Source organism: Planctomycetia bacterium (genome assembly GCA_015075745.1).
Classification (GTDB): domain Bacteria; phylum Planctomycetota; class Phycisphaerae; order UBA1845; family UTPLA1; genus UTPLA1.
This window is the reverse complement of the sequence record JABTTW010000002.1, coordinates 852,113-866,183: the sequence shown is the minus strand read 5'-3', so window position 1 is coordinate 866,183 and position 14,071 is coordinate 852,113. Positions and strand designations below refer to the sequence as shown.

The 14,071-nt window shown below is 60.5% G+C and carries 14 protein-coding genes and 1 tRNA gene; 5 read left to right on the top strand and 10 right to left on the bottom strand.

Annotated elements, in window-relative coordinates:
- The first annotated feature begins 73 nt into the window (after positions 1-73).
- Positions 74-1,060, top strand: a complete 987-nt coding sequence (locus HS101_17100) for a TerC family protein (protein ID MBE7507983.1) — start codon at positions 74-76, stop codon at positions 1,058-1,060.
- A 9-nt stretch (positions 1,061-1,069) separates the two neighbouring features.
- Positions 1,070-1,342 (top strand): hypothetical protein, encoded by a 273-nt coding sequence (locus tag HS101_17095; protein MBE7507982.1) that lies wholly within the window; start codon positions 1,070-1,072, stop codon positions 1,340-1,342.
- 108 nt (positions 1,343-1,450) lie between these two features.
- On the opposite strand, the gene HS101_17090 is transcribed toward HS101_17095, so the two are convergent.
- On the bottom strand, positions 1,451-1,642 hold the full coding sequence (locus tag HS101_17090) for a hypothetical protein (protein MBE7507981.1): 192 nt from the start codon (positions 1,640-1,642) through the stop codon (positions 1,451-1,453).
- Positions 1,643-2,280: 638 nt separating this feature from the next.
- On the opposite strand from HS101_17090, the gene HS101_17085 reads away from it, so the two are divergent.
- Positions 2,281-2,353, top strand: a tRNA-Glu gene (locus tag HS101_17085).
- On the opposite strand, the gene HS101_17080 is transcribed toward HS101_17085, so the two are convergent.
- The 9 genes from HS101_17080 to HS101_17040 all read right to left on the bottom strand — a co-directional run bounded on the left by HS101_17080 (position 2,316) and on the right by HS101_17040 (position 10,691).
- Positions 2,316-3,770: a tyrosine-type recombinase/integrase gene (locus tag HS101_17080; GenBank protein MBE7507980.1), complete on the bottom strand. Its 1,455-nt coding sequence runs from the start codon at positions 3,768-3,770 to the stop codon at positions 2,316-2,318. The genes HS101_17085 and HS101_17080 overlap by 38 nt on opposite strands.
- A gap of 29 nt (positions 3,771-3,799) precedes the next feature.
- Complete coding sequence (locus HS101_17075; protein MBE7507979.1) at positions 3,800-4,000, bottom strand: hypothetical protein; 201 nt, start codon at positions 3,998-4,000, stop codon at positions 3,800-3,802.
- 233 nt (positions 4,001-4,233) lie between these two features.
- Entirely contained in the window at positions 4,234-4,656 is a 423-nt protein-coding gene (locus tag HS101_17070) for a hypothetical protein (protein ID MBE7507978.1), read from the bottom strand.
- Positions 4,657-4,676: 20 nt separating this feature from the next.
- A complete protein-coding gene (locus tag HS101_17065; GenBank protein ID MBE7507977.1) occupies positions 4,677-7,214 on the bottom strand; it encodes a bifunctional DNA primase/polymerase in 2,538 nt (845 codons plus the stop codon).
- Positions 7,215-7,309: 95 nt separating this feature from the next.
- The gene (locus HS101_17060) at positions 7,310-7,501 is read right to left on the bottom strand and encodes an AlpA family phage regulatory protein (GenBank protein ID MBE7507976.1); all 192 of its coding nucleotides are present in this window, start codon (positions 7,499-7,501) and stop codon (positions 7,310-7,312) included.
- A 193-nt stretch (positions 7,502-7,694) separates the two neighbouring features.
- Positions 7,695-8,462, bottom strand: coding sequence for a sigma-70 region 4 domain-containing protein (locus HS101_17055; GenBank protein MBE7507975.1), 768 nt, complete (start codon positions 8,460-8,462; stop codon positions 7,695-7,697).
- 118 nt (positions 8,463-8,580) lie between these two features.
- A complete protein-coding gene (locus HS101_17050) occupies positions 8,581-8,844 on the bottom strand; it encodes a hypothetical protein (GenBank protein ID MBE7507974.1) in 264 nt (87 codons plus the stop codon).
- A gap of 28 nt (positions 8,845-8,872) precedes the next feature.
- On the bottom strand, positions 8,873-9,163 hold the full coding sequence (locus HS101_17045) for a winged helix-turn-helix transcriptional regulator (GenBank protein ID MBE7507973.1): 291 nt from the start codon (positions 9,161-9,163) through the stop codon (positions 8,873-8,875).
- A gap of 172 nt (positions 9,164-9,335) precedes the next feature.
- Positions 9,336-10,691, bottom strand: a complete 1,356-nt coding sequence (locus tag HS101_17040) for a hypothetical protein (protein MBE7507972.1) — start codon at positions 10,689-10,691, stop codon at positions 9,336-9,338.
- A 611-nt stretch (positions 10,692-11,302) separates the two neighbouring features.
- Here HS101_17040 and HS101_17035 point away from each other — a divergent pair.
- The gene (locus HS101_17035) at positions 11,303-12,529 is read left to right on the top strand and encodes a serine/threonine-protein phosphatase (GenBank protein MBE7507971.1); all 1,227 of its coding nucleotides are present in this window, start codon (positions 11,303-11,305) and stop codon (positions 12,527-12,529) included.
- A gap of 135 nt (positions 12,530-12,664) precedes the next feature.
- Positions 12,665-14,068 (top strand): MFS transporter, encoded by a 1,404-nt coding sequence (locus HS101_17030; GenBank protein MBE7507970.1) that lies wholly within the window; start codon positions 12,665-12,667, stop codon positions 14,066-14,068.
- Positions 14,069-14,071 lie beyond the last annotated feature (3 nt).

The window sequence follows — 14,071 nt, the reverse complement described above, 5'->3', positions numbered from 1 at the left end:
GCGCCGTGCATTACGGTCGCGCGTCGCTATACTCCCGCCGTTCGTCATCGCCGGGAAAGGCAGGATTCAAGCAGTGATCGTCTGGCTTTGGGTCGGTTTTATCGCCCTTATTTTATCGCTCCTCGCGCTGGACCTCGGTGTCCTGAACCGAAAGGAACACGTCATCGGCACGCGCGAGGCACTCGCGTGGACTGCGTTCTGGATCTTCCTGTCTCTCGTCTTCAACGGCGGCATTTACTACATGTACGAGCATCACTGGCTCGGCATCGGCCTTCACGCGGGCGGCGAGGAGTCCGGCGCGGACGCGGCGATGAAGTACTTCACCGGCTACGTCGTTGAGAAGTCCCTCAGCCTAGACAACATCTTTGTCATCGCCCTCATTTTTAAGTATTTCGCCGTGCCGGGCGCCTTTCAGCACCGCGTGCTTTTCTGGGGAATCCTCGGGGCGCTGATTCTTCGCGGGGCGATGATCGCCGCCGGTACCGCCCTCATTCACCGCTTCCACTGGGTCATCTATGTCTTTGGGGCCCTGCTCATCGCCACCGCCGTCAAGATGCTCGTGACCAAGGAAGAAAGGATCGAGCCGGACCGAAATCCGTTTGTTCGGGTCGCACGCCGTCTTTATCCCGTAACACCCGACTTCGAGGGGCGGCACTTTTTCTCTCGGATCGACGGCAAACGGGCGATCACACCCCTCTTTCTTGTCCTGCTGGTCGTGGAAAGCACGGATGTCCTCTTTGCCGTCGACTCCATTCCGGCCATCTTCGCGATCACGACCGACCCGTTCATCGTCTTCACGTCGAACGTCTTTGCGATTCTCGGCCTTCGTTCGCTTTACTTCGCCCTGGCCAGCGTGATGGACAAGTTCAGATATCTCAAAGCCAGTCTCATGCTCGTACTCGTCTTCGTCGGCGGGAAAATGCTGCTCTCGGGACATTACATCGTTCCCACGCAGATTTCGCTGGCGGTTATCTGCGGTGTTCTGATCACCGGTATCGTCACGTCAATCGTTGTTTCCGGCCAACAGCAGCGCAGCCGAGCCCGATCTCCGGACGCATAGGGACCGGTCATGTACTATAAAACCGCTCGACGACTGGTCATCGGCGTGATCGGGGCCACGGTCCTGATCATGAGCATCATCGGCTACATCATGCCCATCATCCCGGGAATCCCGCTGACCATCATGGGCCTCGCGATTCTTGGAACGGAGTTTATTTGGGCGCGGCGTCTGCTCAAGACGGTTCGCGCCACGGCGGAAGACCTTTTCGATCGCGCGAGGGGAAAGAACAGACGGGGAAAACCGCCGAAGAGTAGTGACGAATTAGGCCAGAAAGGCGTGTGAACAAATCTTCGCGGAGAACTGGGCGAACCCTGCGTGCGCCATCTCCTCGATCCCCCTCGCAACGCACGAGGAGGATCAGAGGAGGGGCGCACTGATGATCCGGGGAAATTAATGCGAGATGCCGCCGGGTCCGAATGCCGCGGCGCTGACAACGATGACTTGAGAAACGGCATCGCCCAGTGCGTAAATCGCGTCGGTCAGGTGGCCATCCTCGTAGAAATCGTCATCGCAACCGGTCGAAAAAACCGGCAGGGCTATGAGCATGAGTGAGAGCAGCAGTTTTTGAATTCTCGTTTTCATCGTGCGACCTCCCGTTCAAGGCCGACCCTGACTTCAGGGCCGGAACATACAGTGCTAAAGACACGGGCCGATCACGTTGGTTAGCAGCCCGGGCAGGTCTGATATGGCCGCCCGCCCCGCGGCCCCGATAAGCGAACCTTAAGAGCGATCACCGCGGAAAAGGCCCCGTGATTCAATCGCGTTTGACTCAGGCGGTTTGTCGGGCCTATTGTTGGTCGGGAGCGTCGGGGGACATCCAGAATTTGACTCGTCGAGGATGGTCGAGCCGAGCGAGTTCGAATCACCTCGTACCCTGACCAAAACGTCGCTTCCGACTCGCGGCGCTTACGTGCGATTCGTGCATGAAGCGTCGGTTCGGAGGCATCCAGGCCCCCCGCAAGGTTGGACGCCCAGTCCGGCCTTCAATGCCCCGCCGCGTTCGAGCGCCCAATCGATCGCGGCACCATCGCGCTGCGACCTCCGTGAACCGGACGCGCAGCGCGATATTTTTTTGGGGAATCCATTTCGGAATTCGTCGTATTCGGCCGCCTACACTCTGGATGCTCAATCGCCGCGCCTGCGCCGGTAAGAGCGCGTCTGAAGGCGGATATTGACAACTGGGTGACGCCTCCCGATACTTTCGCGGCGCGCAAGGCAATGCCCCCATCGTCTAGAGGCCTAGGACACCGGCTTTTCATGCCGGCGACAGGGGTTCGAATCCCCTTGGGGGTGGTGTGCCATGGGTTTGGCACTCACCGACGGAAACCAGTTCCCGGTCGTCACTTACGACGCTATCCGCCGATTCGCAATAGACTTGCGAATCTTCGGGTGCGCGCTCTACTTGTGCATGCCGATGAATCGCCGCGCCTCGGTTTGTGCAGGGTTTCGGTAAGCTTTTCGGTAAGCTATTCGGTAAGCAAAATCCGACGTTTTCCCCTGTCCCGGTCGCTCGCAGGGCCTCAGCCGTCGCGACGGCAAAATCGGGCAGGGCCTCGACGGCAACGGCGTCCGCTCGCCGTACCTTTTTTGCGTAGATGTCGGCCGTCATGCCAATCGTGGAATGGCGCATCAGGTCTTTTGCGGTATTGATGTCCGTACCGCCGTGAACCAGCATCGTCGCGAAGCTCGCCCGCAATGAATGGAAATCGGCCACGCATCCCGCCGCATCGGAATATGGGATTTCAGCCGCCGCCAAGTCCTCGCGCAGCATGACCACAACCTTTTCGGGTCGCGGCATGGTGAACGCCGCCGCCAGGGGCAGCTTGTCGGCCAGGTATGCCGTCAAATCCGTCGCCGTCGCCGGCCGAATCGGCAGCGTCGCGGCCTTGCGATTCTTGGCGCTCTTCGCCGCTATCGTCACGGTTGCGGCCGCCGATTCGCTCAGGTCGAAACTTGACCGGGTGAGACTGCGAAGCTCGCCAGACCGCAAGCCGGTTTCGACCGCAAGGCGATAAAGCCAGTATCGCGCCTCGGCCGCCATGCCGCGGCGCTCAGGGCCTCGACGTGTCGCCGTCAAAAGGGTCAGAATCTCGTCAGGGTCCAGCGCCCGGCGCTCGTGCTTCCGGTCGGTATTAGCGTTCAACGCTTCCAGGTATTCCACGGGGTTCAGGCCAGCCCGGCCGTCGCGAACCATCCAATTACAAAAACCCTTCACGCATCCAAGGTAGTGATTCGCACTCTTAATGCTCAATCCCCCCTTTTTCCGTGAGAGTTTCCGCAGAGAAGCAAGATACCGTGAAACGGCCGCGGCGCTCAGGTCGGGCAGCGCCTGCGCTCCGATGCCGTCGATAATGCGCTCAATCCGCCAGCATGATTTTTGCACATAGTCCGGCGTTCGCTCCTGTTCGCTCAGAGCCGTGCGATAGTCGGCCAGGTGGTCGCGCAGGGTCTTGAATGATGCGGCGCTCTGCCGGTCAATCAGGCCATGCCTTGCCAGCCGTCGCCGCGTTGGGCCAGACAGCGTATCGAGCCAGCGGGCCATATCCGGGGGCAGCGCCCGACGCGCGGCCTTGAACGCCGCCAGGTCGTTTATCTTCCGTCCGAGTTCATCGCTTGCCCGCTTGTCGCTGAAAGCGGGTATGCGAATCTCGCGGCCGTTCAGCATGATGCCGACGTACCATTTTTCAGATTCGCGATACTCGCCGGTCATCTTGTCCCGATACTTTTGGCGAAACAGTCTCACGTTCGCACCTTGCCTTTCGCGGGTCGCAGTTCCAATCCGACCGCGCGGCCGATTTTCTCGGCAACTCGCAGCGTCAGACCGTCGCCACTCATAAGCCGATGCACGCGGGGGTATGGCACTTCGGCCAGCTTCGCCACCGCATTCATCGAAAGCCCGCTCCGCTCCACCGCTCGCCTGATTGTTTCGGTCCACGTCATGCTAGAATCTTATACGCTTTTGTTTAGTCCGTCTAGCTCTCCGATTTCCGCCGTCTCTTGGGGTGTCTCGCCGCGCTGCGCTCGTCTAATGCGATTCTGGCGCGTCGGTTTTCGGGGTTCACTCGCCAAAGTCGTCATCATCGTCGTCGTCATCGAATTCGTCGTCGTCGCCATAATCCCAATTGGGATTGAATCCGCCGATGGTGCCTTCGCGCTCCTCGTCATCCAGGCCGTCAAAAGGGTACATTTTCAATATCTCCAATTCGTTGTGCCTCTGCCCGATGCCGCGCCGCCAGGTCCGGCCGGTTCGACTCACAGGCGTCAGCCAAGTACCGAAGCCGCCGTATCCAACCCTCGGCAGTCCAGCCGTCAGGGATGCCGTCGGCCGTCGGGGGTGATCGGGGTCGCCACGTTTCACGTAGGCCGAGCGTAGCCTCCACCGCCGCCAGGTCCGCTTCATCCCATTCATCTGGCTGTCGGCAGGGTATCACCGGGGCCGGGGCCGGATCGCCGCGAGCCGCCAGCGTCGCCAGAATCTCCGCCTTATGGCGTGCCAGTTCATCCCGCAGGCCAGGGTCCACGGCCGCGACGGGGCGATACCGGAGCCGCACGCCGTCCGCTCGAAGCTCCACGCCAAGCCGAGCCAGCCGAGCCATAGTTGCCAAGGCTTCGCCGGTCATACGGTCCCCCAATCATCACCAGATAACACGGGGGCTTCGCTGTCATCACTGTCATCGCCGTCAGAATCGGCGTTTGGGGGCCAATCGTCGGGGCTTTCCATGACAGCGGCCTCGCCGCCGTCGCTGTCATCGCCGTCAATCGCTGTCACGTTTTGGGGGGTCAATACTCCATTTTCGGAGCCGTCAGCGGGGTCGCGTGACGGCGTGACAGCGTTGACAGCGTTTTCCCCCTTCAATTCAAGTCGGATTTGACGCGAGCCGTTCGCCCGCTCGCCAAGGGCCACGTCGATACCGGCGCGGCGCAGGTCGGGGGCCAGCCGTCGCAGCATGCCGCCGAGTACGGGGGCACCTTTAGGCCAGCCGTGCGGCAGATTCCGGCGGCCGGTCTTGGGGTCGGCCGGGGCCTCGATATCGGCCAGCCGCTCCAACAATTCCGATGCCGTGCCGGTCCAGTTGCCGGATTCAGCCAGGGTCCGCAGCGCCGGGTAAATCGGCGAATGCTCCAAGACCATTTCCACGCCAGCGCGCCGGTGCGCCGCGAACGCCGCGAGAAACGAGCCAGGGGGCAGGGCCAACCCGCTTTCACCCGCTACGCTCCACAAGCAAAAATCGGCCATCCTCGGCAACGTGGCCAGCTTCACCGTCGGAAGTTTTCGAATTGCCGCCGCCGCCGCATCGAGAAACGCGCCCAGTATCCGGGGCTTCGCCGCTTCGAACGCGCGCCAGATTTCCGCTTCCGGCCGTCGCCTGTTTTCGGGAATCGTCGGCAACGTCACCGAGATTGCGCGGTCAATCAGGTCAGACCGGGTGCAAAAATCTTCGATGCCATTCAACACAATCGGCCGCTTTGCATTGAATAACTTTTCGTCGTCATCGCTGAATAGTTCGCGCGTTGAGAATCCGCCGCCTGTCGCGAGTCGGCACAATCCGTCAGACAGCCAGGCTTGCAACTTCGACACGTTATCAATTGCGACGATATGCGCGTTGCTTGCCGCTATGGCCAGGTCGCGGGGTTCCTTCGGTTCGGCGCGCAAAGGACATACGTTCGGGTCCAAAACGGCGCGAAGCATTTGGCATGCCGTCGTTTTGCCGGAGCCTTGCTCTCCGTTGACGTTCATAACCGCGTAAGGTCGCGCAGGCCGAATCGCGCCCAAATTCCAAGACGCAATCAGCGCCCAGTCTGAATCACTGCAATTGATGAATTCGCGCAGCTCGTCCATCGCGCCGCCGCGCTCAGGCGTTGGCAACGGCAGCATGCCACGGGGGCGACGAAAGCGAACAGGGGCCGCGTCCAGAATTCGCCAGCCCTCGGCCGTGATTTCAACCGCCCGCCAATCGGTGTCGGCCAGGTCCAGAATGATGCGCGTATCGTCGCCTGCAATGCGAACATGCGTTTCGGACATTTGCGAATCATGCCGCGCGATAGACTCCAAGACATTGAGCGCGTCGGCCAGGCTTTGCGACGCAACGGCGCACTTGGTTTGCTTCCAGTAGAGCGCCGATAAGTAGCTTTTGAATTCACGCCGTCGAATCGGCCAGACTTCCGAATGATTGCCGACGCGAATGACGGCAAACGGGGTGCCCTCGGGGTCGTGAAACAGCTTCGCGCCGCTCGCTTCGAAAATCTTGAGTAATCCCCCCGCCGCATTGCCGCGGCGCTCTTTTGGTTTCTTAACCTTTGCGGAGCCACGCTCTATGGTCTTTTCGGCGTCGCGGATTCGCTGGACAAATTCGGCATTGCTCCAATCCTTCGGAAACGGGGCCACGGCCACATAGGCGCTCAGCGCCTTGCATGCGGCATCGTCGGCCAGGTCATGCTCCACTGCGCGGCAGGCGCAGGCGTAGAGCCGATTCGAGCCGTCGGATTCGTCGGCCGGGGTTTTCATCTTCAGCATAGACGAAACGGCTTGGCGTACCGTTTCATCGTCGGCCTTGCCGGTCTTGGGCGCGTCCGATGCCGTCGGCTTAGCACTCTCAGGGCGATTTCCCGATAGCAGTTGCCGCCAGCCTTCCGGCAATTCAGCTATTTTTTCGGTTTCGCCAATCCATTCGTACCGATTGCCGTTCGCATGAATACTCGGGGGAGCTACGACGTAGCCGCCGTCGCCGCGAACATCGACGCCACGAGCGCCGCCGATGTCCCTCGCGTTTCGAATCTCGCCGCCATGATGTTGAAAGTATCCATGCCGTCCGTCGCTTCCGGTCTTGACGGTCACGGTCGCCGGCAAGGGGCCGCAGGTTTTCTCCAGTGCCGTTATGTTGGCATCGCCGCCATGCCGGGGGTCGATGTCGATTACGCCGATGCCGGATTCTGCGCCCGTCGCGATGCCGATATTCGCGGTCGGCCATTGTTTGAACCATTGCAGAATCTTCGCTTCGTCAACGGTCGCATCCCTCACGCCGTTCGGCGTTCGCGGGTGCTTGGCGATGCTCTTGCAATTGGATTTCCCGCAAGTGCATGCGCCGTTGTGTGCTTCATGCAGCGGAAAAACTGGCCAGCCTCGCGCCGCGTATTCGAGCGCGTACGGCAACATTGCTTGCGGTTTTGCCGGGGGTTTGTTATCGTCTGGGTGTCTAGTAGTTGCGGCCGCGTCATCCCCCACGGAGCGCGGCCCATTTTTTTGGGGTGTCATCGTGCGGACACCCCCTCGGGGAGCAGACATCCCGCTTTAATCCAGCTTTCGATATCGCAGCGTCGCCACCGCACCGACCGCGAAATCCTCACAGGTTTCGGGAAGCGGTCACTTGCGGTCAACTTCCAGATTTGCCGCACGCTCAGGCTTGTGAGCAGGGCCACGGCTTTCACGTCGAACAATTCCATCGTTGATACTCCCGGTGACCGCACAATTGCGGCCTCAAAATTACCGGGAGCGCGTTCGCATTTTCGGTAGGTTTCGACGCGCGAACGCCAATAGACAGGGTGCGCACCGCGTCATTTTGGGGCGCTTTGATGCACAAATTATTTTTGGAATTTTTGGAAAGCGCGAACGAAAAAAGCGAACGACGCGCGAACGCTAATAGTGCTCGCGGACCGTGGAGCCGGACCGTTTTGCACCTTGGCCACGGGGGGCAGCGTCACCCAGAGGCAGCGATTGTGCTTTGACCGACTTCCCGGTGCCCTCGAACGCTTCGCGTTCGGCATCCCGCTTCTTCCCCCGATCATACAGCCCCTTCACCGTTGACTTGCGCTTCCCCAATTTCCGGCCGATTTCCTCAAAGCTCAGGTGCTTTGTATCTCGCAAATCCACAACGGCTTTTTGCGCGTTGCTCAACTCCTTGGGTTCCTTGCCAGCGACTCGCTTCTTCCCGGTCCCCGGTTTCGAGCCTACTAAGCTCGCCAAAATCACGCAGGCGCGAGCAGCACGCATGGCACCTATCGGGGTGAGTTCCGGAAGGTATCCAAGACTCGCCAGCAAGCCAAACAGCGGAGCAGGGGTCGGGGCGCGTTCCCCCTTGAATTCGGCCGGATTCGGTCCGTTTACGATGTCCGTGAAAAGACCAACGGGGCCGCGCTGCCATTCGACGATTACGCCTATTTGCTGTTGTGGAATATCAGCGGCCGTATGCCATGCGACGATTTCGCGCAAGCCGGGGAGATTCAGCATCCCCGCGCGGAAAGCTTCAATAATGGATTGCCCCGCGCGTGCCTCTGCTAAGGTGCCGTGCACTATCTCCATCGAGTCGCTTGGTTTCCCCGCCGCCAGGGCCTTGAAGTCATCCGCGAGATTCTGAAATTGAATCTTGAATGATGCTCTTGTGGGTTTCTGTTTTGTTTTCGACATGACCGATTTCCGTTTCGGTTTCCGATTGAAAAAAGAAACGCGGGCAGGCGGTCGGAAATCCGCCGATCAGGCCGTCGCCCCAGCCCGCGTTGTCATTGTCCCATCGTAAATGCCGTCGTCAACACACGGCAAAACGTGCGGCCCGCGCCTCGGCCCTTGCGTCGCGCCTCTTAATATCCAGCTCCCATTCCGCCGCGCGAATCAACTTACAGGCGTATTCCGGGCCAAGCTCGCGGACTAGACCTAAGAGATAGGCATCGGCAGCGTCGCGCGGCGGTTGCTCCATCATCGCCTTCACAATCACTTCGCGTTGGGGGTCGCTTAGTTCCCGATACAATTTCAACAGGTTTTTCTCCTGCGCGGTCAGTTCTGTTATGGCCATAACTCAGACTCCCTTTGAAAAAGACACGTCATCGCTGGCGAACATTCGCCAGCGCTCTCGCCTCAGCCAATCCTTTTTCTGTTAATCGAACGTGATTGAATCGCTGCGCGCCGTGGAGCCTCAGCCGTTCAATCAAACCTGCCGATTCCATCGCCGCCAGGTGCCGGTGAAACTTAGATTTCTCGGCAACGGTAGCCGAGCCGCCGAGCCACGCCGCCACGTCCAGCGGCACAATCCCATGCCGCCGAGCCAGGCCGACGCGCAGCTTGTGATTGCCACGCTTCACGCCATAGGGGATGTCTGGCGGTTCCAATGGCATTGCCGCTATTCGCTCACAATCTTGGAGAATTAGGGTCAGAATCGAGTTCATTTTCGCACATTACCAATCAAACTAGTATGGCGGCTATTCCGCTTGCCCTAGAAAGCGAGCAATGCCAGCGGAGGACCCGGAACGGGAGGGGGTGCCGCCAGCCCGGCACCGCCGTCCCGATTCAGGAAGCCGCTACTTGCGCGTCAATCTCCGCACATTCGCGCTCGGCCGCTTGCAGTTCTTTTTCGACGCCAGCCAGGTCGGCCGCATATCGCGTCGCTCGCGACTCGCACAACTTGCCCACTGCGACGATTCGCTGATCCTCAATCTGCTCGGAATCGACATGGCCTGCGGAAACATATCCGCTCATTGGGATGCGACGGCCCTGCCGCCGCTTGATTGTGTGCTCTGCGCTCTCGCGCTCGCGACGGTTCGCCGCGACAAGCGCCCGCAGTTCACGCGCTCGGGTGTCAAGCCGATTGTGCCGGTCGTGCGCTTCGCGTTGTCGCTCAGACAGTTCGGGGGCAGGTGTGCCGGTCAGCAGTTCGGCACGAAACGTATCTGCGGCGCTCTGTGCGCGTTGAATCTCGCCGAGCCGAAAAATAATCGGGTCGCGGGTTTCTTCCCACTTCAAGATGGCGCGCTCGTGCGCTTCGTCAATTGCCGCCAGCTGGGTTTCCAGTTGTCGGCCTTCTTTTTGCAGTTGCTCGGCATCGCGAATGTGCTCGCGCTTGGCGTGTCGCTGGCGGAATTGTTCGGTCAGTTGCTCCAGGTCCTCGACGGTCTTACCGGCGTCGGCCAATACCGCCTCGACGGTCTTGGGGTCGCGGTCATCTCCGCGAGCCAGCGCCGCCGCGATTTCATAAAGGCTTTCGGTCCGTGCGACTTCGCGCCGCCTCAATCGGTCAAAAATACTTCCGCTTGCCATGTTCTTACGTTCCTTCTGTGAGAGTTCCACCGCCGCAACGTCCTCGCGCCAAAGCTCGGAAAAATCGTCCGGCGGTTCTATTTGCTGAATTTCGTGGAGGGTCAATCGCGCCATGCGTGTCGGCTCGTCACCGAGCGCCCGCAGATAGCCAAACAAGTCGCTGAGTTGATAGTGGCCGTGCGGAAACAGGCTTTGCGCCGTGAAGCGATAGCCAAGCGCATCAGACCGGACCCATAGATGAATCAGGCATCGGATGAAGTCGGCCTCATGCCTATCATATGGCATTTTCGGTTCCGGCAGTACGCCGTCCATCGCTCGCCGTGCGACTTCGCGGCGCAGGTCGATGTCCTCAGCGGAAACCGGGGGGGATGTCGGGGTTCGGTCGGTCGCATAGTGCGCGAGTTCATGGACGACAACGGCCAGGGCCTCGGCTTCCGACGGTCCATCGCCGACGTTTACGAGAATCGTCGCCCTGCCCGTTTCGGATATTGCGCCGGGAATGAACAAACCGCCGACGGGTGAGCCAGCCCGACTTTCGAGCCGTATAGCCACGTCAGCCAGGTCGCGGGCAATGCGGCCGATGAAACCTCGGATAATGCCGACGTTCACTTTTCACCGCCTTGCGATAATGTCGCCCCCGATGCGCGGCGCGGAACAGCATCCAAGCCAGTTGCGGGGCTTGTGCGGCTCGACACGTCCGCGCAGTCGGGGGACGGAGGGTCAGCAAGTAACAGAATCGCAGCACGGACCGACTCAGACAGGCGCGGCCATGCTTCAATCAGGCGACCCAAGTCGGCGCGGAATTGCGCGGATTTCGGTAAGCCAGTCGGTAAGCAGGTTTCTTGCGAATCCGTAACGTGTGTGTTTGGCGAGACTTCCGCCGATTCGGTAAGGGGTTCGAATCCCCTTGGGGGTGGTTTTACACCCGCTGCATCCGCACATTGACCGTCGGTCCTTTCACCCATTTCTGACGTTGGGGTAGTCCGCTCATTCCGAGGCGACGCGCTCCTCCGATGACACCGTACGCCGTCTCGATCAGGGTCCGGAGCAGATTTGATCGACTGCGAAGATGACGTGCTTATGCCGCACCGACTTCGGCGCGATACAATTCTCGCAAGTTCGCGGCGAACCGTTCATCCAGCCATCACGGGAGAGGTGCAGTGTCGATTCTTAATCAAGGTGGTCAGGATTGGAATGAGCGTCTGCGCATCGTCACGGAGATGATGTGCGAATTGAGCGTGCAAACCGACCCCCAGGAGATGGTCCGCGCGTACGGTGTCCGGGTCCGTCAACTGATCCCCTCGGACCGGATGGTCTCGATGAGTCGGCGTGACCTTCAGGCCCCCTGGTATCGCATCACGCGAAGCAATCTGTGGAAAGAGGAAGTAAATCCCTGGAAGCAGACAAATCGACTGCCCGTCTTCGATCGCGGCCTGCTTGGCGAGTTGATTTATTCCGATAAGCCGACCCTGATCGATCAGATCAAGTGTCCGCCGGACGATCCAGGCGCTGAGTACTTCGCCGGGATGAATTCGCTGGTGGCGCTGCCGATTCTCGACGGCGGCGAAGGGCTGAACATGGTTGTGCTGATGCGCAAGGCGCCCGCCGCCTTCGATCGCGAGAAGCTCCCCGAGCTGGTGTGGATGACCAACCTGTTCGGACGGGCGACGCTCAATCTCGTCCTTCGCAATCAGGTGCAAGATGCCTACGACGAGATCGACTTCGAGCTGAAGCAGGTCGAGGACATCCAGAAATCCCTGCTTCCGCCGGTCCTGCCGAAAATCGCCAACATGGAACTTGCCGCCTACTATCAGACATCCCACCGGGCCGGCGGCGATTATTACGATTTCTTTCCGCTGCCCGACGATCGATGGGGCATCCTCATTGCCGACGTCAGCGGGCACGGCACGCCCGCCGCCGTCATGATGGCCATCACTCACAGCATCGCCCACACGCAACCCGGCGTCGCCACTCCGCCGAGCAGGATGCTGACCTATCTGAATGCGCAACTCACCCGTCGCTACACCGGAAACACCGGCAGCTTCGTGACCGCCTTCTACGCCATCTACGATCCGAAATCGCGCGAACTGATATATGCCTCAGCCGGTCACAACCCGCCGCGCCTCAAGCGCTGCGAGGATGGAAGCATGGCGTCACTCGACGAAGTCGGCGGCCTGCCGCTGGGCATCATGCCCGACGAATCCTATAAGGAAGCGACGCATCTCCTGCGCCCGGGCGACCAGATCGTCTTCTATACGGATGGTATTACAGAGGCGCACAATCCCCGCGGCGAGATGTATGGACTTGATCGACTCGACAAAGTTCTCGAAGACTGCCGCGTCGGGGCGACGTCGCTCATCGACGCGGTCCTCACCGATTTGAGCGCCTTCACGGTGGGCCACCCCGCGGATGACGATCGAACGCTTCTGGTCGCCAAGATTCACTGACCGGGAAGCGAAGGCATCTCGTTCAAGTCTCGGCGCGTTGCTTCCCGGCGTGCTTCTCGTTCATGCTCCAGATCGGTTGACGGTCTCGATTTCGGCCATTACGGTTCCCGCATCGATTCGCCGAGAGAGCATCCCATGGCACACCCATCATGTCGAAAGTGCGGCTCGCCACTGAGGGAGAACGCCTCCCACTGCTCGCAGTGCGGCGCGGCCGTCACCAGCGGCTTGAAGCTTACCCGCGTGCAATGGCTCATCTGTGTCATCGCCTCCATCGGCTTCGCGTTCGACATTTACGAATTGCTGATGCTGCCGCTCATCCTGGCGCCGGCCCTCAAGGAACTCGTCGGCGTCGTGCCCGGCTCGCCGGAGTTTAATAACTGGCTTGGATGGCTGTTCTATCTGCCGGCACTTTGCGGGGGCGTTTTTGGTCTGCTCGGCGGCTATCTGACCGATCGGCTGGGGCGACGGCGCGTGCTGGTCTGGAGCATTCTCATTTATGCCTTCAGTGCCTGCGCCGCGGGGTACAGCACGAGTGTGTATATGCTTCTGATTCTGCGATGCACGACCTTCGTGGGCGTTTGCGTCGAGTTTGTCGCCGCCGTGGCGTGGCTGTCGGAAATGTTTCCCGACCCCAAGCAGCGCGAACGCGTGCTCGGCTGGACTCAGGCATTCAGTTCCATTGGCGGTCTTCTCGTCGCGGGGGCGAACTATTTGGCCGTCCACTGGGGACCGAACCTGCCCGCCATTCACGGTGGACACGAGGCGTGGCGCTATACACTGATCTCCGGCGTGATCCCGGCCATTCCGCTTCTTGCCATTCGTCCGTTCCTGCCTGAGTCTCCATCGTGGGCGAAGAAGAAGGCCGAGGGCACGCTGAAGCGCCCCAGCTTCGCGGCCCTGTTCAGCCCCGAGCTGCGCCGCACCACGATCGTGACGACGCTTATGTTTGCTTGCAGCTATGGCGCGGCCTTCGGCGCGATTCAGCAGCTTCCGCAGATCGTTCCCGGTCTGCCGACGGTGAGCGAACTCGCCAAACCGCTGCAGCAGAAGATCATCGCCGGTGTCCAAAGCTGGCAGGAGGTCGGCGGGCTCATCGGTCGATGCATTCTGGCGTTTCTCGCCGTGCGGATCGTCAGCCGGCGGAGACTGCTGCGCATCTTCCAGATTCCCGGCATCGTGATTGTGCCGCTTGTTTTTCTGTTCCCGGCGCAGAGCAATTTGCAGATCCTGAAATGGGGAATCCTTCTCGTCGGAATCCTCACCGTCGCGCAGTTCTCCTTCTGGGGCAATTACCTGCCGCGCATGTATCCGACGCACCTTCGCGGCACGGGCGAAGGATTTGCCGCGAACGTCGGCGGTCGCATGATCGGCACCAGCGCCGCCATGGTGACCGCCAAGCTGGTGAACCAGATGCCCGGCGATACGGGGCCCGCCCGATTCGCCCAGGCGGCGGCGCTGATCGGCTGCGGCGTCTATGTCGCGGGGTTTATTCTGTCGTTTTTCCTGCCCGAGCCGGCGCAGGAGGAATTGCCGGAGTAATCT